Annotated in this window: 17 protein-coding genes; 9 read left to right on the top strand and 8 right to left on the bottom strand. The window is 68.4% G+C overall.

All coding sequences use genetic code 11. From position 1 onward, the window contains the following. Nucleotides 1–33: 33 nt before the first annotated feature. A complete protein-coding gene (locus tag ACXC9Q_RS20935; protein WP_457058290.1) occupies nucleotides 34–1,716 on the bottom strand; it encodes an ABC transporter substrate-binding protein in 1,683 nt (560 codons plus the stop codon). 209 nt (nucleotides 1,717–1,925) lie between these two features. Continuing rightward, on the bottom strand, nucleotides 1,926–2,957 hold the full coding sequence (locus ACXC9Q_RS20930) for a LacI family DNA-binding transcriptional regulator (protein WP_457058289.1): 1,032 nt from the start codon (nucleotides 2,955–2,957) through the stop codon (nucleotides 1,926–1,928). A gap of 229 nt (nucleotides 2,958–3,186) precedes the next feature. Between ACXC9Q_RS20930 and ACXC9Q_RS20925 the strand changes: the two genes are divergently transcribed. Continuing rightward, complete coding sequence (locus ACXC9Q_RS20925) at nucleotides 3,187–4,386, top strand: ROK family transcriptional regulator (RefSeq protein ID WP_457058288.1); 1,200 nt, start codon at nucleotides 3,187–3,189, stop codon at nucleotides 4,384–4,386. A 55-nt stretch (nucleotides 4,387–4,441) separates the two neighbouring features. Here the strand turns inward: ACXC9Q_RS20925 and ACXC9Q_RS20920 are convergent, their stop codons facing one another. Beyond that, entirely contained in the window at nucleotides 4,442–5,665 is a 1,224-nt protein-coding gene (locus ACXC9Q_RS20920) for a ricin-type beta-trefoil lectin domain protein (protein WP_457058287.1), read from the bottom strand. 234 nt (nucleotides 5,666–5,899) lie between these two features. On the opposite strand from ACXC9Q_RS20920, the gene ACXC9Q_RS20915 reads away from it, so the two are divergent. The 5 genes from ACXC9Q_RS20915 (at nucleotide 5,900) to ACXC9Q_RS20895 (ending at nucleotide 10,830) form a co-directional block, all read left to right on the top strand. Then, nucleotides 5,900–7,765 carry a ricin-type beta-trefoil lectin domain protein gene (locus ACXC9Q_RS20915; protein WP_457058286.1) on the top strand — a complete coding sequence of 622 codons (1,866 nt, stop codon included), beginning with the start codon at nucleotides 5,900–5,902 and terminating at the stop codon, nucleotides 7,763–7,765. Continuing rightward, entirely contained in the window at nucleotides 7,765–8,835 is a 1,071-nt protein-coding gene (locus ACXC9Q_RS20910; RefSeq protein WP_457058285.1) for a ricin-type beta-trefoil lectin domain protein, read from the top strand. Before ACXC9Q_RS20915 ends, ACXC9Q_RS20910 begins: the two co-directional genes overlap by 1 nt. Before the next feature lie 112 nt (nucleotides 8,836–8,947). Beyond that, nucleotides 8,948–9,763: a MerR family transcriptional regulator gene (locus tag ACXC9Q_RS20905; RefSeq protein ID WP_457058284.1), complete on the top strand. Its 816-nt coding sequence runs from the start codon at nucleotides 8,948–8,950 to the stop codon at nucleotides 9,761–9,763. A gap of 3 nt (nucleotides 9,764–9,766) precedes the next feature. Beyond that, nucleotides 9,767–10,117: a VOC family protein gene (locus ACXC9Q_RS20900; protein ID WP_457058283.1), complete on the top strand. Its 351-nt coding sequence runs from the start codon at nucleotides 9,767–9,769 to the stop codon at nucleotides 10,115–10,117. A gap of 92 nt (nucleotides 10,118–10,209) precedes the next feature. Continuing rightward, complete coding sequence (locus ACXC9Q_RS20895) at nucleotides 10,210–10,830, top strand: hypothetical protein (protein ID WP_457058282.1); 621 nt, start codon at nucleotides 10,210–10,212, stop codon at nucleotides 10,828–10,830. 93 nt (nucleotides 10,831–10,923) lie between these two features. Here ACXC9Q_RS20895 and ACXC9Q_RS20890 read toward each other — a convergent pair whose 3' ends face one another. Both ACXC9Q_RS20890 and ACXC9Q_RS20885 read right to left on the bottom strand, forming a co-directional pair. Then, nucleotides 10,924–11,229: an ArsR/SmtB family transcription factor gene (locus tag ACXC9Q_RS20890; protein ID WP_457058281.1), complete on the bottom strand. Its 306-nt coding sequence runs from the start codon at nucleotides 11,227–11,229 to the stop codon at nucleotides 10,924–10,926. A 37-nt stretch (nucleotides 11,230–11,266) separates the two neighbouring features. After that, complete coding sequence (locus ACXC9Q_RS20885; RefSeq protein ID WP_457058280.1) at nucleotides 11,267–11,842, bottom strand: TetR/AcrR family transcriptional regulator; 576 nt, start codon at nucleotides 11,840–11,842, stop codon at nucleotides 11,267–11,269. A gap of 33 nt (nucleotides 11,843–11,875) precedes the next feature. Here ACXC9Q_RS20885 and ACXC9Q_RS20880 point away from each other — a divergent pair, with 33 nt between their 5' ends. From ACXC9Q_RS20880 to ACXC9Q_RS20870, 3 genes are all read left to right on the top strand, one after another. Further along, the gene (locus ACXC9Q_RS20880; protein WP_457058279.1) at nucleotides 11,876–12,625 is read left to right on the top strand and encodes an SDR family oxidoreductase; all 750 of its coding nucleotides are present in this window, start codon (nucleotides 11,876–11,878) and stop codon (nucleotides 12,623–12,625) included. Between the two features lie 189 nt (nucleotides 12,626–12,814). Continuing rightward, entirely contained in the window at nucleotides 12,815–13,405 is a 591-nt protein-coding gene (locus tag ACXC9Q_RS20875) for a DedA family protein (protein WP_457058278.1), read from the top strand. Nucleotides 13,406–13,463: 58 nt separating this feature from the next. Continuing rightward, a complete protein-coding gene (locus ACXC9Q_RS20870; protein WP_457058277.1) occupies nucleotides 13,464–14,078 on the top strand; it encodes an NADPH-dependent FMN reductase in 615 nt (204 codons plus the stop codon). A 154-nt stretch (nucleotides 14,079–14,232) separates the two neighbouring features. Here ACXC9Q_RS20870 and ACXC9Q_RS20865 read toward each other — a convergent pair whose 3' ends face one another. The 3 genes from ACXC9Q_RS20865 to ACXC9Q_RS20855 form a co-directional block, all read right to left on the bottom strand. After that, entirely contained in the window at nucleotides 14,233–16,698 is a 2,466-nt protein-coding gene (locus ACXC9Q_RS20865) for an FtsX-like permease family protein (RefSeq protein WP_457058276.1), read from the bottom strand. After that, a complete protein-coding gene (locus ACXC9Q_RS20860; protein ID WP_457058275.1) occupies nucleotides 16,695–17,492 on the bottom strand; it encodes an ABC transporter ATP-binding protein in 798 nt (265 codons plus the stop codon). The genes ACXC9Q_RS20865 and ACXC9Q_RS20860 overlap by 4 nt, the downstream gene beginning before the upstream one ends. A gap of 74 nt (nucleotides 17,493–17,566) precedes the next feature. Then, on the bottom strand, nucleotides 17,567–18,163 hold the full coding sequence (locus tag ACXC9Q_RS20855) for a TetR/AcrR family transcriptional regulator (protein WP_457058274.1): 597 nt from the start codon (nucleotides 18,161–18,163) through the stop codon (nucleotides 17,567–17,569). Between the last annotated feature and the right edge of the window lie 54 nt (nucleotides 18,164–18,217).

Here is an 18,217-nt window from a genome sequence, read left to right as displayed (position 1 = left end):
GGGAGCGTGAACTCCCGGCGCCGCGGTCCGGCCTCACTGGCTGCCGGCGGGCTTCAGGTTCAGGACGATCTGCAGCGCGTTCTGCTGGGTCGGCTGGGCCGGCCCGTACTGGTTCTGCTCGTCCGGCCAGCCGACCCAGTTCTTGGTGCTGTAGAGACCGCCGACGTTGGACGCCGAGGTGGGGATCATCGGCATCTGCTCGACCATGATCTTCTGCAGGGTGTTCAGCGCCGTGCTCCGGGTCGCGTCGTCGGCGGCGTTGGCGTACTCGTCCAGCGCCTTGGTCGCCTCCGGGCTGTTGAACCGGCCGTAGTTGCCGCTCACGCCACCCTTGCCGACCGGCTTCAGGATCTTGCCGTCCATGATGTTCTGGTAGATGTCGAACGGCGTCGCGCCGCCGTTGGTCCAGTGCATCGCGGCGTCGAAGTTGCCCTCGTCGACGTTCTTGAACCACGCGTCCTGGTTGGCCTTGTCGACGGTGGCCTTGATCCCGATCGTGGACAGGTTGTCCTTGATGATCTCCAGGTCGGTGATGTAGTCGGACCAGCCGGCCGGGTCGGTCAGCGTGATCGTCACCGGCTTGCCGGTCGGGTCCTTCAGCACGTTGCCCTCGAGCTTGAAGCCGGCGTCGGTCAGGTCCTTCTTCGCGCCGTCGACGTCGACCGCGTGCGACTTGTCCTTGTAGTCCGGCGCGATGAACGACTCACCGGCCGGGGTCGGGATGCCCGTGACGGACTCGACCTTCGGGTAGAAGTAGCCGGCCTCACCCTGCTGGAAGATGTCGTCGCGGTTGATCACCTTGTCCATCGCCCGCCGCAGCGCCGGGTTGTCGAAGGGCTTGCGGGTGGTGTTGATCCACAGACCGTGGATGCCGAGGTTCGCCGGGAACCAGAGCTTGTGGTTCTTCGGGTCCTTGTCCTGGTAGACGGCCTTCACGTTCGGGACGAAGACGAAGCTCCACTCCGAGGCGCCGTTGGCCAGCGCGGTGGTCTGCGCGTTGTTGTCGTTGTACGACGTGTACCGCAGCTCCTTCACCTTCGGCAGGTCCTGCCAGTACGAGTCCCGAAGCGTCAGCGTGGTGGTCTGCGGGGTGAACGACTTCACTGTGTACGGACCGGTGCCGATCGGGTTCTTCAGCGTGTCCTGGGTCGGGTCCTTCAGGGTCGACCACTGGTGCTTCGGGACCACGAACACGGTCAGGATCTTGTTCTGGTTGGTGAACTGGGACCGGGTGAAGGTCAGGTCGACCTTGTTGCCGGACGCGGTGATGGTGCCGTACGGGATCGCGTCCTGGTTCAGGCCCTCGTGGTCCTTGCGGAGCTGGAACGAGTAGGCGACGTCGTCGGCCGTCATCGGCTGGCCGTCGGACCACTTCACCCCGTCGCGGATCGTGAACGACAGCTTGGTGAAGTTCGCGTCCCACTTCCACTCGGTGGCCAGCCACGGCTTGCCCGGCTCGGTCGGCTTGATGCCGTTGATCATCACCAGCGGCTCGAAGATCATCCAGCGGTAGCCCAGCGAGGCGCCCGAGGAGGAGCCGAGGAACGGGTTGTGGTTCTCGGTCTGCGGGCCGTTCGGCATGCCGACGTTCAGCACGGTGGCCGCGCTGCTCGACGTGTTGGCGGCATTGTTCCCGTCCCCGTTACTGCAGGCAGCCAGTGCGGCTGCCGCGAGCAAGCCCGTCAGGGCCAGCGCGACAGTACGTCGTGCTCGCATCGGTTCCTCCTGTGTATCTGTTGGCGGATGCTCACGCCTGAGCCGCGTGAGCAGGTGCATCGTGGCGTGAGAACGCTCTCATGGGAAGAGCGGACGCCTTAACGGATCGATCTCGAAGGGGTTCTCGCCGGCGGCGGGACAGGGGCAGCTGCCCCGCCGCCGGAGTCTTCAGTCGACCGTTGCGTCCGAAGATCTGTGGGTCATGGCCCTCACTTCTTCGGACGTAAGCGGTGCGGGGCGGGTTTTGGGGCGGTGGAGCTGCGGACGATGAGGGTCGTGGGCAGCACTTGGGGTTGCTCCGGCAGCGGGGTGCCGCCGAAGTAGCCCATCAGCATCCGGGCGGCGGCCTGACCCATCTGACGCATCGGCTGATGCACCGTGGTCAGGGGCGGCTCGGTGTGTTCGGCGTACGGAATGTCGTCGAAGCCGACCACCGACACGTCGTTCGGCACGTTCCGCCCGGTCTCCCGGACGGCCTGGATGGCGCCGCCGGCCGACAGATCGTTGTGGGCGAAGATCGCGTCGAACTCGAGTCGCTGGTCGAGTGCGTACTGGACGCCGCGGCGTCCGCTCGCATGGGTGAAATCGCCTTCGAACACGAGTCTCGGGTCGAGCTCGAAGCCGGCCTCGGCGTAGGTGTCGCGGAAGCCGTCCAGGCGTTCGTGGGTGCAGCCGAACCGTTCGACGCCGGTGATCACCAGTGGCCGGCGGCGGCCGAGTTCGAGCAGGTGCCGGGCGGCGCACTCGCCCCCGGCCCGGTTGGTGGTGGCGACGGACGGGAACTGTGGGCGCCGGGCCCGGTCGTCGATCAGGACGACCGGAAGGCCGCGCGCGTGGAGTTGCTCGATGTAGGTGAGCGTGCCTTCCGGCTCGATCACCAGCAGGCCGTCGAACGACTGGGCCGAGACCTGCGAGGCGAACTGGTGCATCGACTCCTCACCCCGGTTGAAGGTGAACAGCAGCAGTCCGTAGCCCTCGCTCTCGACCACGTCGACGGCGCCCTGCAGCACCTCGCCCATCCAGGGCCAGGTGAGCGACGGGACCAGCATGCCGACGATCCGGGTCCGGCCGCGGGCCAGGCCGACCGCACGGGCGCTCGGTACGTAGCCGAGCTCGTCGATCACCTGACGGACCCGCTCGGCGGTGCGCAGGTCGAGCTCACCCTTGCCGTTGAGCACGCGCGACACGGTCGTCTTGCTGACACCGGCACGCGCCGCGACATCGGCGATGGTGATCGACACTGCTCTGCTCCCCTCGGGCGGGTGCGGTTCCGGCTGGCGCCGGAACCGGTTTCGGAAGCGGTTCCGTAGAGTGAAGCCGAGTAAGCAAGGGGTCGTCAATCACGGGGTGGTAACGAATCGCGGCTTAATTCATGATCTGGACGAAGGTGCCCCTTCCGGCTTGTCGGTACGACGTGATGGACTCTGGGCGAGCGGCCTGCCGGGGGCCGGACAGGCAGGGGCAGAGGGCATGGACGTTCGGCGGACCACTGTGCGCGACATGCGGCGGTCCAACCGGTCCGTGCTCCTCACCGGCATCTACCGCGACGGTCCGCTCAGTCGCCAGGAGCTGAGTGTCCGGACGTCGCTGAGCGCCGCGAGCGTCAGCAACCTGGTCGGCGAACTGATCGCCGAAGGCGTGGTCGAGGAGGCCGGCTCGGTCGAGTCCGAGGGCGGCCGGCCGCGCGTCCTGCTCCGGGTGTCACCGACCTTCCGGTACGTCGTCGGCGCCGAGGTCGGCGAGACCCGGATCCGCGTCGAACTGTTCGACCTGGCCATGACCGTGCTCGCCACCTGGGATCACCCGATCAACGAGCCGCAGCCCGCGGCGGTCGTGCGACATGTGCTGGCCGGCCTGGCGACGGTGATCGCGTCGGCCGGAGTGCGGTCCGACCTGATCCTCGGCCTGGGCGTCGCCGTCTCCGGAGTGGTCGAGGGGAACGCCGTCGTGGACGCGCAGACGCTCGGTTGGGACGCGGTGCCGCTGGGGGAGATGCTTGCTGAGGGCATCGATATCCCGATCCACGTGGACAACGGCGCGAACATGCTCGGCCAGGCGGAGATGTGGTTCGGCGCCGGTCGCGGCGCGACGGACGCGGTCGTCGCGCTGGTGGGCTCCGGCGTCGGGTCCGCACTGGTTGCCGGTGGCTCCAGCTACCGCGGGACCCGCAGCAGCGCAGGCGAATGGGGTCACATGACGATCGCGTACGGCGGCCGCCGGTGCCGGTGCGGCGCGGACGGATGCCTTGAGGCGTACGTCGGCGCGGAGGGCGTGCTCGAGCGCTACCGCGAGGCCGGTGGGACATTGGTCGCAGTCGACGAAGAGGCGGCGTTCGTCGAGTTACTCGACTCCGCGCGTACGTCGGAGCTCGCGGCAACGATCGTGGACGAGACGATCGGCTACCTGGCCGCCGGTTTCGCCAACCTGGTCAACCTGGTGAATCCGGAGCGCATCGTGCTCGGCGGATGGGCCGGACTGATGCTGGGCGAGCGCTACCTGCCGCAGTTGCGCGAGGTGGCCGGCCGGCACGCGTTGCGGCTTCCGTACTCCCAGGTCTCCATCGAACTCTGCGAGCTCGGCCGAGACGCCGTGGCGTTGGGTGCCGCGACCCTCCCGGTCCTGCGGTTGCTCCGCGACGGTGGCGTCGTACCGCTGCGGAGCAACCGCTAGAGCGGTGGGGAAAGAAACGTGCGCTGGGTGACGAGAAGTTTCCCCGCCGGGCCGGTCAGACGGTCCACTTCTGGTTGGCGGCGCCGGTGCAGGTCCAGGTCTGGACCGGGGTCGCGTTGGCGGAGTTGTTGCCGGTGACATCGAGGCACTTGTTGGCCTGTGGATTCACCAGGTCATGGCCGGCCGAGTACGTCCATTGCTGAGCGCCGGACCCGTTGCAGGTCCAGAGCTGGACTTTCGCACCGTCGGCAAGGGATCCCGCGTTCACGTCGAGGCACTTGCCCAGGGCACGGATCGTGCCGTCGCCAGGGCGGGTCCACTGCTGGGCGCCGGTGCCGTTGCAGTCGTAGAGCTGAACCGGCGTACCGTCCGCGGAGTTGGCGGCGGCGACATCCAGGCACTTGCCGGCCAGGCCGGTGATCTGGGTTCCGCCGGAGCTGCTGCCGAGGCTGGAGACGCGGACGTAGTCGACCGTCATCGTCTGCGGCATCACCGTCGAGCCGTCGGGGTAGCCCGGCCAGTAGCCGCCGACCGCGACGTTCATGATCAGGAAGAACGGGTGGTTGTAGACCCAGGTGTTGCCGTTCAGGTCGGCCGGCGTACGGCGCTGGTACTGGACGCCGTCGACGAACCAGGTGATCGCGTTCGGCTCCCAGTCGACCCGGTACGTGTGGAACCCGTTGCGGAACGGCTGTCCGTCCGGAGAGTTGTACGCCGCGCCGATGCCGCCGGCGCCGGAGTAGCCGGGACCGTGGATCGTGCCGTGCACGGTGTTCGGCTCGCGGCCGATGTTCTCCATGATGTCGATCTCGCCGTCGTTCGGCCAGTTGCCGCCACCAAGCATCCAGAACGCGGGCCAAACCCCTTGTGTGCCGGGAATCTTGATCCGGGCCTCGAATCGGCCGTAGGTCTGGGTGAACGTCTGCGCGGTGAGCAACCGGGCCGAGGTGTACTGGCAGGGGCCGTAGTGGCACTGGAAGCCACCGTTCTCCTGGCGGGCGGTGATCACCAGGTTGCCTTGCCCGTCGAGCGCGGAGTTGCGGGTGCTGTTGGTGTAGTACTCGCGCTCGTCGTTGCCCCAGCCGGAGCCGCCGATGTCGTACCGCCACTTGGCGGGATCAGGGGCCTGGCCGGCCGGGCCGTCGAAGGTGTCCTCCCAGATCGTCGCGGTCGCCGCGGCGGGCGCCTGCTGACGAGCCTGGGCGGGGGCTTGGAGGAGGGTGGTGCCGACGAGTGCGGCACCGATCGCGACGAGCGCCGCGACACGGGAACGCTTCATGGATGCCTCATTTCTCACGGGGGCGTCGGGAGACAGGGCTCGGCCGCAGCTTGCTGTGAGAACGCTTTCACGTCAAGGTCGTGACTAAATAGAAGACCTGAAAAAAGTCAGGCCTGCCGTTGACAGGGCTGTACACGGATGGTTACCTCGTGCTGACCACCTGTTGCGGCGCGGGCAGACGCCGACAACCCCTGTGATGTCCCAGAACCCTTTAGTACAAGGGAGAACCGCCCCATGCCCGCGAAACGTATCCTGCCGGTTGCGGTCGCCGCCTTGTGCGTGGCCGCCGCCGGACTCGGTTTCGGCACCGCCCCACCCGCCCAGGCCGCCGGTGAGCAGGTCAACATCTGGCTGACCACCACGAACGACTCGGCCGGCCAGAACGTCACCCGCGGCCTGCAGCAGCAGACGCCGGTCACCTTCGGCCCGGCCGGCGGCTCGGCCAACCAGACGATCACGGTCAACGAGAACACGACGTACCAATCCTTCGAGGGCGGTGGCGCGTCGTTCGCCGACAGTTCCGCCTGGCTGCTGAACAGCAGCAACACGATCTCCGCGGCCACCCGCGACCAGGTGATGAAGGACCTGTTCGACCCGGTCAACGGGATCGGCCTGGCCTTCATCCGCAACCCGATGGGCGCCTCCGACCTGGCCCGGTTCAACTACTCCTTCGACGACACCTGCTGCGACCTGAACGACTTCAGCATCTCCCACGACCTCGCCGACGTGGTTCCGCTGACCAAGCAGGCCCGGCAGCTCAACCCGGCGGTCAAGGTGATGGGCTCGCCGTGGAGCGCGCCGGCCTGGATGAAGGACAACAACGACTTCGTCCACCGTGGCTGGCTGAAGGCCGAGTACTACCCGATGTACGCGCAGTACTTCGTCAAGTACATCCAGCAGAACGAGGCCCAGGGCAACCACATCGACTACGTCTCGGTGCAGAACGAGCCGACCTGCTGCGGCACTGACAGTACCGGCTACGCCTCGATGAACTGGAACGGGTCCGGGCTGCTCGAGTTCACCAAGAACAACCTGATGCCCGCGCTGCACGCCGCCGGGCTGAGCACCAAGGTGCTGATCCTCGACTACAACTGGGGCAACTACAACGACCTCGGTTCGGTCCCGCTGGCGGATGCCGCGTTACGCAACGACCCGAACTTCGGTGGCATCGCCTGGCACGGGTACGGCGGCGACGTGAACCTGCAGACCCAGATCCACAACCAGTACCCGAACGTGAACGCGTACATGACCGAGCACTCGGGCGGCACGTGGATCCCGAACCAGCAGGTCGAGGACATGAACAACCTGATCGACTACACCCGCAACTGGGACAAGTCGTGGGTGAAGTGGGGCATCGCGCTGGACGAGGCCCACCTGCCGTACGTCGGTGCCGGCTGCAACGTCTGCACCGGACTGGTCACCGTGCACCGCAACGACGGCCAGCGTGGTCAGGTCACCAAGACGGTCGAGTACTACACCATGGGCCACCTGACCAAGTTCGTGAAGCCGGGCGCGCTGCGGATCGACTCGACCGCGAACGCCTCGGTGAAGAACGTGGCCTGGAAGAACCCGGACGGCTCGAAGGCGCTGATCGCGTTCAACACCTCCGGCAGCTCGCAGTCGGTGCGGGTGAACTGGGGTTCGCAGTCCTTCGTCTACACGCTGCCTACCAAGACGTCCGCGACCTTCACCTGGTCCGGCACGCAGGGCGGCGGCGGTGGCGGCGGCTCCCAGATCACCGGCCTGGCCGGCAAGTGCATCGATGTCGCCGGAGCCAACAGCGCGGACGGGACCGGGGTGCAGCTCTACGACTGCAACGGTACGGCGGCGCAGCAGTGGAGCCGGCCGGGTGACGGCACGATCCGTGCCCTCGGCAAGTGTCTCGACGTGAACGCCGGATCGGTCGCCGACGGTGCTCGCGTGCAGCTGTACTCGTGCAACGGCAGTGCGGCGCAACAGTGGACTTACACGAGTGGGAGAGATCTGGTGAATCCGCAGGCGAACAAGTGTCTTGATGTCACCGGCAACAACTCCGCGAACGCGACCCCGTTGCAGCTCTGGACCTGCACGGGTGCCGCGAACCAGAAGTGGACCGTCTGATGCGCCGGGTGGCGGCGGTCGCCGCGGCTCTGGTGCTCGGTGCGGGACTGCTCATGACGGCTGCACCCGCGCAGGCGGCGACGGGGACGATCACGGGGTTGGCCGGGAAGTGCGCCGACGTTGCCGCGGCCAACAGTGCCGACGGGACCGTCGTACAGCTGTATGACTGCAACGGGACGGGCGCGCAGAACTGGACCCGCAGCTCGAACGGCACGTTGACGGCGCTGGGCAAGTGCCTGGATGTCAGCGCCGGCTCGGTGGCGAACGGTGCCCGCATCCAGCTGTGGACCTGCAACGGCAGCGCCGCGCAGCAGTGGACCTATACGGCCGGCCGGGATCTGGTGAACCCGCAGGCGAACAAGTGTCTCGATGTCACCGGCAACAACTCCGCGAACGGTACGCCGTTGCAGCTGTGGACCTGCGCTGGTACGGCGAACCAGAAATGGAACGTCCCGGCTGCCGATGACGGACCGCCGCCGACCGGTGGCGCGCCGATGGCGGCAGCGCCGTACCTGTACCAGGGCTGGGGCAGCCCGCCCAACCCGGCGACCGTGATGAACGCGTCCGGCGTGAAGTGGTTCACGATGGCGTTCATCCTGTCCAACGGGTACTGCAACCCGATGTGGGACGGCGGCCGGCCGCTGACGGGCGGCGTCGATCAGCAGGCGCTGAACACGATCCGCTCCAACGGTGGTGACGCAGTGGTCTCGATCGGCGGCTGGTCCGGCAACAAGCTCGGGCAGAGCTGTGGGTCGGCAAGTGAACTGGCCGGCGCGTACCAGAAGGTGATCAACGCGCTGTCGCTGAAGGCGATCGACATCGACATCGAGGACCAGGAGTTCGCTCAGTCGGCCGTTCGGCAGAAGGTCACCGATGTAGCCGGCGAGCGGGTCAACCTCTCCGACTTCGAGTCGATGCTGTCGTACGCGTCGGAGCACCACCTGGCGCGCTTCACGTTCTGGTCGGTCAACCGTGACCGCCCGTGCACCGGCGGGCCGGCGGACTCCTGCGGTGGCGTCTCCCAGCAGCCCTGGGACTACACCAAGGTCATCGGCCGCTACCGCGGCTGAGCCCGATCGGTCGTTACCGCGGCCTCTTCTCTTCTCCTCCTGCCGCGACGCGAAGCGTCGCGGCAGGAGTTCTGTTTGACCCTCCGGTTACCGGAGGGTGGAAGCTTGTCGCATGACGGCAACGGTGACAGTCGGCGAGTTCTCCCGTCTCACGCATCTGAGCGTGAAGACGTTGCACCACTACCACGAGATCGGGCTGCTCGCGCCCGCGTCCGTCGACCCGTCGTCCGGCTACCGCCGCTACGGCACCACTCAGGTGGAGACCGCGCTGCTGATCCGGCGGCTCCGCGAACTGCGGATGCCGCTGCCCGAGGTCCGGGATCTGGTCGAGTCGACCGACGGTGTCAAGCGTGAGGAGACACTGCGGACGCATCTCGAGCGGATGGAGAAGGAGCTCGCACACACCCGCGAGGTCGTCACATCCCTCCGTGAACTGCTGACGCCGGGGCAGCCCGTGCTGGATGTCGAATACCGGTTCATTCCGCCGTTCCGGGCGTACGGCGTCCAGGGTCGAGTGGACCGCGACGACATCGGCCCGTGGTGCGAATACGCCTTCGGCAAGCTCGACGCGGTCGCCGGTGACATCGCGGCCAGGGCGGGAGCGACGTACAGCGACGAGTTCTTCACCGAGGAGGCCGGTCAGGTGCTCGCGTTCCTGCCGGTCGCGCCGGACCAGGCGCCGGCCGACGGGGTCGAGCTCGTCGACCTGCCCGGTGGGTTCTTCGCAATCGCCGTCCACAGCGGGCCACTGACCGACTTCGACCGCAGCTACGGCGCGCTCGGCTCGCACGTCGCGGAGCACTGCGAGGTCGCGCCGGGCCCGATCCGCGAGCTGTACGTCGTCGGGCCGGGGGACGACCCCGATCCCACTACCTATCGAACCGAGATCTGCTGGCCGATCCAGCGGATCCCCGCACTGAAAGGCTGATCCATGTCCATCACCCTCGAGAACGTCGTCTTCGACTGCGCCGACGCGGGCGCGCTTGCGACCTTCTGGGCCGACGTGTTCGTTACCCAGGTCGATGCTGACAGCAACCAGTTCTTCGCCACCGTGAACAGGTCCGCCGACGGGCCCACGCTGATGTTCGTCCAGGTCCCCGAGCCGCGCACCGGCAAGAACCGCCTGCACGTCGACCTCGCCAGCGCCGACTGGTCGGCCGAACTCGACCGCCTGATCGGCCTCGGTGCCAAGCGCCTCGACGAACACGACGAGTACGGCACCCACTGGATCACCCTCGCCGACCCCGAAGGCAACGTCTTCGACCTGGCCGAGATCCGCTAGCGACTCACTTGCGCCGGTGCGGCCGCGGGAGGAGGGTGGGCATAGACCGGCGGCGCCGGCGGGGTGCTGCCTTGAGGGTAAGGGGGTGGGTCGTGTACGCGCGTTCCACCACGATCCACGCCGCACCGGGATCGCTCGACGCCGGCATCGCGCAGGTGCGCGACGAGGTGATGCCCAGGCTGCTGGAGCTGGACGGCTGTATCGGCATGTCGATGATGGCCGACCGGGAGTCGGGCCGGTGCATCACCACCAGCGCCTGGCGGTCGGCGGACGCGATGCGGGCCACCGACGAAGAGCTCCGGCCGGTCCGGGACCGGCTCGCGGCGACGATCGGTGGCAGTCCGAAGGTGCAGGAGTGGGAGATCGCCGTACTGCACCGTGATCACCGTTCGGCGGCCGGCGCTTGCGTCCGGGCGACCTGGGTGACCGTTGACCTCGCGAACCTCGAGCGGGCGATCGACGTTTACAAGCTGGCGTCGCTGCCGCGTCTCGAGGACCTGGCGGGCTTCTGCAGCGCCAGTCTGCTGGTCGACCGCACCACCGGCCGGGGGGTGTCGTCGGTGACGTACGACAGCCAGGAGGCGATGGACGCGAACCGTGAGGCGGCCGCGTCGATGCGGTCGGCGACCACGAAGGACGCCGGGTCCCAGGTGCTCGACGTCGGCGAGTTCGAGCTGGTCCTCGCGCACCTCCGCGTCCCCGAGCGCACCTGATCGCGTCCGACCCGACCAGCGCGGCCCGGACCCAACTCCGGGCCGTTGCTCGGCCGCCGCTCGCTCAGCCCTCGGTTGCTGAGTTGCTGTTGCTCAGTCCATCGTGTCGAGGTGGGCTTCCAAGGCGTCCAGGCGGTTGCGCCACAGGTCTCGGTAGGGCTCGAGCCAGGCGTCGATCTCGGCGAGCGGCGCTGGCCGGAGACGGTACCAGCGGCGCTGCGCGTCGCGGCGGACCTCGACCAGGCCGGCGTCGCGCAACACCTTGAGGTGCTTCGACACCGCGGGCTGACTCAGATGGAGCTCGTCGACCAGCTCGCCGACCGGCCGCTCACCGGCGCGCAGCAGGTCCAGGATCTCCCGCCGCCGTCCCTCCGCCAGCACCTCGAACGCACTTTCCATATCAGGAATATACGCCGTCCGGCCCGTCCGCGACGGCTCAGACAGCGTGGCCGAACGTTGCCGTGAAGGCGTCGCGGAAGAGGTCGAGGAGGCTGGTCTCGCCGTCCTCGGAGGCCCAGCGGAGTAAGGCGATGTGGGCGACGCCGAGGCAGGCGCTGGCGGCGGCGCGGGCCTGGAACTCCAGCGCCGCGTCGGTGGAGCCGGCACGAATCGCGGTCACGAAGGCCTCCTGCAGCCGGTACTGGCTGTCGAGGTGGCGGGCCTGGAGGGCTGGTGTCGAGATCATCAGCCGCAGCCGGGTGAGCAGGAAGTCCCGATCGTGGGCGATCGCCAGATCGAACGTCGCCAGCATCGTGCGCGCGATCCGGTCCGCCAGTGGTCCGGTCGCGGGGAGTTCGGTGAGCGTCGCCGCGGCCACCTGATCGAAGTCGTCGTACAGGACGAGGTCTTCCTTGGTGGGGAAGTTCCGGTACACGGTCATCGCGGCGACGCCGGCCGCGGCCGCCACCTCGTTGACAGTGGTGGCGTCGTACCCCTGCTCGGCGAATAGCCGGATCGCCTGCCGCTGGATCCGTTGCTTCGTCTCCGCGCGCTGGCGCTGCCTCAGGCTCACGTGGTAGATACTAACATCATGAGAGTATCTAACATGAGCGACAAGGTTGCCTTGGTGACGGGCGCCTCGCGCGGGATCGGGCGAGCGATCGCGGAGCGGCTCGCCGCGGGCGGGGCCGAGGTCGCGGTGCATTACAACAGCGACAAGGCCGGAGCCGACGAGACGCTGGAACGCATCGGTGGGCGTGGCTTCCTGATCGGCGCCGAGCTCGGAGTCCCGGGTGACGTGGATGAGGTGGCCGGGCAGTTGTCGGAAGGACTGCTCGGTCGGCCGCTGGACATCCTGGTCAACAACGCCGCGGCGGCTCCGGCCGGCCCGATCGAGACCGACACCGTGATGGCGTTCGATCGGCTGTTCGCGGTCAATGTGCGAGCGCCGTACTTCCTGACCCAGCGATTGCTGCCGATGATGCGCGACGGTGGCCGGATCATCTCGCTCTCGTCGGCTGCGACCCGTTTCGCGAACCCGATCCAGACCTCGTTCGCGATGACCAAGGCCGCGGTGGAGACGATGAGCCTCACGCTCGCCCAGGAGTTGGGCCCGCGGGACATCACCGTCAACGCCGTCGCTCCGGGCGCGACCCGGACCGAGGCGAACGGCGCGTTCTTCGAGACGCCGGGGCTGGTTGACTTCGTCACTCACCACACCGCACTGGGCCGGCTCGGTCGTGGCGAGGACGTGGCCGACATCGTCGCCTTCCTCGCCTCGGAGGACGCGCGCTGGATCACCGGCCAGGTCGTGGACGCCACCGGCGGGCTGTTCCTCGGACCCCGGATCGCCTGAGCACGTGGGGTTTTCCCCCAGTCGATACGGTGGATGGCCCGACCCGGAGACGGCGGTTGGCCTCAGTGTGCGGGTGGTGTGCGCGGGCCTAGCGTCGTCGCCATGTTCACGACGAATCAGGTGATGATGACCACGCTGCACGCGACACAGGAGCCGACCGGAGGAGTGGCAGGCTGAGCCATCGACCTGATGGAGCGTATGGGCGCGCCGGGTGCGGGGCTCGCGGTCGCGCTGGAGAATCTGTTCCCGCCACTGCCCAGTGAGGTCATCCGGCCGCTGGCCGGGTTCGCGGCCAGTCGTGGTGATCTGGGGCTGGTCAGCGCGATCGTCTTCACCACGCTCGGTTCGATCGTCGGCGCACTCGCCTTGTACGGCGTGGGCGCGGGGCTGGGCCGGGATCGCACCAGGGCGATGGCCGGGAAGCTGCCGCTGGTGAAGGTGCGGGACGTCGACAAGGCTGAGGACTGGTTCAACCGGCATGAGCCGAAGGTCGTCCTGATCGGCCGCCTGGTGCCGGTCGTGCGCAGTCTGATCTCGGTCCCGGCCGGCGTCGAGCGGATGTCGGTGGCGCTGTTCCTGCCGCTGACCGCGATCGGCAGCCTGGTCTGGAACTCGTTGCTGATCGTCGCCGGCTATCAACTCGGCGAGCGGTGGCACGTGGTGGAGTCCTCGGTGGGCGTCTTCCAGAAGCTCGTGCTCGCGGGTGCGGTGGCGGCCGTGGTCTGGTTCGTGGCGGTGAAGATCCGGGCCCGGCGTTCGGATCCTGAGAAAGTCAAGTAGCCAGCTCGACTTTGACTACGCTCGATCCATCACTTGCCGAGCTCAGGAGATGGGTCAGATGCCCTCAGTCGCTTTCGAACCGCAGGTTGTGCCGGATCCGCCGGTGTGGCCGCAGTCTGTCGTCACTGTGGTCGGCAACCCGAGGCCGGGATCGCGGACCGCGGCCGCCGCGGCGTCCGTTGCGGAGTTGCTCGCCTCCGAGCTCGGTACGCCGTACCGGATCGATGAACTCGTCGACTTGGTGACCTTCGCGCCGGCGATCTTCCAGGGGGAGCGGGCCGCGGACGAGGAGCGGGCGTCGCTGGAGAGTGCGGTCGATCTGGTGTCGTCGGCGTCGGTGATCGTGGTCGCGACGCCTGTGTACAAGGGCAGCTACACCGGTTTGCTGAAGAGCTTCCTGGATGTCTTGCGGCCGCAGGCGCTGGCGGGCGCGGTCGTGGTGCCGGTCACGGTCTCCGCGGCGCCGAGTCACAAGCTGCTGGCGGATCAGCATCTGCGGCCGGTGCTGGCCGAGCTCGGTGCGAGTGTGCCGGTCCCCGGGGTGATCCTCGAGGAACGGGATCTCGAGGATCTGCATGTGGTCCTGTCCGGCTGGATCCGCGACAACGCCGGCATCGTCCAGGCCACCACCATCGCCCTCCAACCAGTCGCCGAACCCACTCCGGCTCGCTGACCCCACTCCGGCTCGCTGACCCCAGTCCGGGCCGGCCTCTGCCCGCGCACGCGCCCGCGCGGGGCGAACCCTCCATTTCAGTGGGCGCCCACGGAGCTGGAGGGTTGCCCCCTGAAAATCTGAGGGGGCAACCCCCCAGCTCAACGGGCCGGCTTCAGTCCGTGTGGGTTGGTTGGGTGGGGGAGTGGCGGAGGGTCGTGGTGGCCGGGAGGAGGGTTGAGCCGAAGGTGAGGACGGCCGCGGCTCCGACGATGACGCCATAGATCCACAGTGGGCCGGTGGGGATGGCGCTGGTGGAGACCTTGGCCGAGAAGGGGATGAGGCAGGCCAGGGCTACCAGGGTCCCGAGGGTGATGCCGGCCAGGGTGACCAGCATGCTCTCGGTGGTCAGCATCCGCAGGACCTGCATGCGGGTCGACCCGGTCAGGCGCTGCAAGGCGAACTCGCGGCGGCGACGCAGCGTCGAGGAGACGAGAGTGTTGACGACCGAGACGGCGGTGTACGCGATCAGCATGCCGACGAGCATGTAGTTGACCCACGCCTGTGTCTGCAGGTCTTCCGCGTTGGCGGCGACGAGAGAGTCGCGGTCGGCGACCTGGACGCCGGGATGCGCGGCGGCGAGTTTGGCAAGGGCCGGTCCGACGTCGGCACCGGGCGTGGTGCGGACCAGGAGCTGCTTGGTCAGTCCGTCCGTGGTGTGCGGGGCGAGCAGCGACGCGGGCAGGATGATGTTCTCGTACCCGCGTTCGGCGGCGAAGGTCGCGACCACCCGCAGCGTCACCGGGGTCCCGTCGCCCAGCGTCATGTCGATCGTCGAGCCAACCCCACGGTGGATTTTCCCGGCCACGTACTCCGGCAAGGCCACGGTCGACCCGGTCAGGCCGGCCAGCGATCCACTCGTCAGCCGCACCGGCGCCGTACCGTCCGCGCCTTGCGCGTCCACGCCGAGCAACGGAGCGCCGTCCTCGTCGAAGGGTGCGTTGCGCGGCTCGTCGATGGTTCCCGTACTGCGGACGAACGCGGAGGCACTCGCCACACCCGGCACGGCCCGGACCTGTTCCGCGATCGCGGGGGACAGGCCGGCATCCGAGACCAGTACGGCGTCCGCCCGCAAGTCTCGCGTGAACGCCGCGGAGGCCGCGTGTACCTGGGTCGTCTGCATGTAGAGGTTGGCGGTCGAGATGCCGACGGCAAGCATCACCGGCATCACCGCGGCCGACATCGCCACCGAGCGAGCCGTGACATTGCGGATCGCGAGCCGGCCGTTGACCCGGGTCAGCGCCTGCACCGGCCAGCGCCACACCGCGAGGACCAACTTGGTCCAGAACGGGCCGAGCAGTGCGACACCGATCGCCCAGCAGAGGATCGACGGACCAGCGGTCGCGCCGGCGAGCGGACCGGTCATCACCGTCGCGGTGACGATCAGCAGCGCGAGTCCACCACCGAGGAACGCCAGGCCGAAGAGCAGGCGCACCCAGCTGAACCACTTCCGTTGCAGCGAGGCTTCCATCAGCGCTTCGACCGGCCGGATCTTCGCCGACTTGCGGGCCGCGATCAGTGCGGCGCCGATGGCCGCGAGTACGGCGGCACCCGCACCGGCCGCGAACGGGATCAGGCCTTGCGAGAACTCGACGACCGGCGACGCGACGCCATGCGAACCGAGCTGGTCGAACAGGAAGCGGCCGAGGAAGATCCCGGGCACGGCACCCAGGGCGACCGCCGGGAGCGAGACGAGCAGTGCTTCGCCGAGGATCATCCGGCGGACCTGACCAGGCGTCGTACCGATGCCACGGAGCAGGGCGAACTCGCGCTCGCGGTGCTGTGCGGACAACGCGAGCGTGGACGCGACCACGAACATCATCGTCATCGCCGCGATCCCGCCGAAGGAGCCGGCGACCGAGATCAACGCGGTCCGGTGCGACTCGGCGTCCGGGTGCTCGGCCAGGCCACGGTCGATCCCGGCGCGGACGGTGATGTTGCCGTCCAGCGCCTTGATCCGGTCTCGCACGCCGTCGATATTGGTGCCGGGGGCAACCAGTACGCCGATGTCCGCGAACCGCGCCGGGCTGCCGGCCAGGCGGGCCGCTTCCCGGTCGGCGAAGAATGCGTGCCCGGCGGGGCCGGTGGCCGAGCCGCTGACGGTGAAGGTCTTCGGCTCGCCGTCGATCACGAAGGTGACCTGGCTACCGACCTTGGCGCCTGGCATGACGACCTGGCCGGAGCGTGGGGCGTGACCGGATGTCAACTTGTACGGCGCCAGTACCGCCGATGACCAGTTGTGGCCTTCGGCAACCGCCGCGCCGACCGCCGGGAAGGTGAGGTCGCCGATCGCGTCCGAAACGCCTTGCACAGAACGGATCTTGGCGACCAGATCGGCCGGTACGCCGACACGTTCGGGAAGCGGGGTCGCGTCCTCGGCGCCCGGGCGGAGGTGCGACTGCTTGCCGGTGACAACAAGTGAGCTGGCGGCGAGCCGCTGAGGTTCGACGTTGGAGCGGATGCCCGTCTCCATCAGGCCGCCGCAGGCCATCACGATCCCGGTGCCGAAGACGACCGCGACGAAGGTGGCGATGAAGCCGCTCTTGCGGTGCCGCAAGGTGCGGACGGCCAGGCGCATCATCGTGGCACCGCCTGCAAACCTCGCTGCGAACGCGCGCCGAGGTGGGTCATCCGGTCGGCGACCTGCTCGGCCGTCGGAGCGGCGAGGCTGCCGGCCAGTACGCCGTCGGCGAGGAACACGACCTGGTCGGCGTACGACGCGGCGACCGGGTCGTGGGTGACCATGACGACGGTCTGGCCCTGGGTGTGGACCGGCTCGCGGAGCAGTTCGAGGACGTCGGCGGCGGTCTGGGTGTCGAGGGCGCCGGTCGGTTCGTCGGCGAAGATCACCGCCGGCCGTGCGACCAGGGCGCGGGCGATGGCGACGCGCTGCTGCTGGCCGCCGGACAGTTCGCCGGGGCGGTTCTTGCGCTTGTCGGCGAGCCCGACGCGGTCCAGGACCTGACGGACCGCGGCGCGGTTCACCCGGCGGCCGTCGAGTTCCTGCGGCAGGGTCACGTTCTGCCAGACGGTCAGCGCGGGCAACAGGTTGAAGGACTGGAACACGAACCCGATCCGCTCGCGGCGGAGCTCGGTCAGTCTCCGCTCGCTCAGACCGGCCAGCGCCTGGCCGTCGATGAACACGCTGCCGGACGTGGGCCGGTCGAGGCCGGCGGCGCAGTGCAGGAACGTGCTCTTGCCCGACCCGGACGGACCCATCACCGCGGTGAAGGTGCCGGGGGCGAAGTTGATGCTGATGCCGTTGAGGGCGGTGACGGCGTTGGTGCCGCGGCCGTAGACCCGTCGTACGTCGTGCAGGACGACCGAGTACTCGGTCCCGCCGACTTCTTCCTGCAACCGTCGCGTCTTCTTCATGCGCTTGACGCTACGGAGCGCGGACCCGCCTCCCCAGGGTGCTGGACCACCGTACGGGGTGGGTAAAACCCCACCTACGACCGGAGCAACGCGCGCAGTCCGGCCGTGTAGGAGGCGGGGGTGACGTCGCCGATCAGCAGGCGCTGGAGGACGAAGCCGGGGACCATGCCGAACATGACCTGGGCGATGTCCCGCGGGTCGGCGTCGGGGTCGACCGTGCCGTCGGCCTGCGCGCGACGGGCGACCTCGAGGAAGTGGTCGCGCAGCTGGCAGTACTTGCCGCGCGCGGTCTGCAGGATCGCGTCGTTGCGGAGCGCCTCGCTCCAGGCCTGGACCGCGACCCGGGTGACGTCGCCGCCGGGTGCCTCGGCGACCTTGACCACGTGCGTGATCGTCGCTTCGAGGGCCGCCAGCGGGGACAGCGGCCGATCGTCGGCGAGGATCCCCTCGAACAGCTCGTCGATCGTGCTCAGCGCGTCCTCGGCGATGGCGGAGACGATCTCCTCCTTGCTCTTGAAGTAGCCGTAGACCGCGCCCGCGGACAGGCCGGACTCCCGGATCACGTCGGCCATCGTCGTCTTGTGGAAGCCCTCCTCGATCACGCAGCGGCGGGCCGCGGCGACGATCTGCGCGCGGCGGGCCAAGCGGTGCTCCTCGGTGACCTTGGGCATACCTGGAACATAAAACGAATGTCCGTTCTTGACAAGTCGCCGAGGATGTTCCAG

It is taken from the genome of Kribbella sp. CWNU-51 (assembly GCF_054073265.1).
The sequence above is the reverse complement of the archived record's forward strand: the minus strand, read 5'-3'. Positions and strand labels throughout refer to the sequence as shown.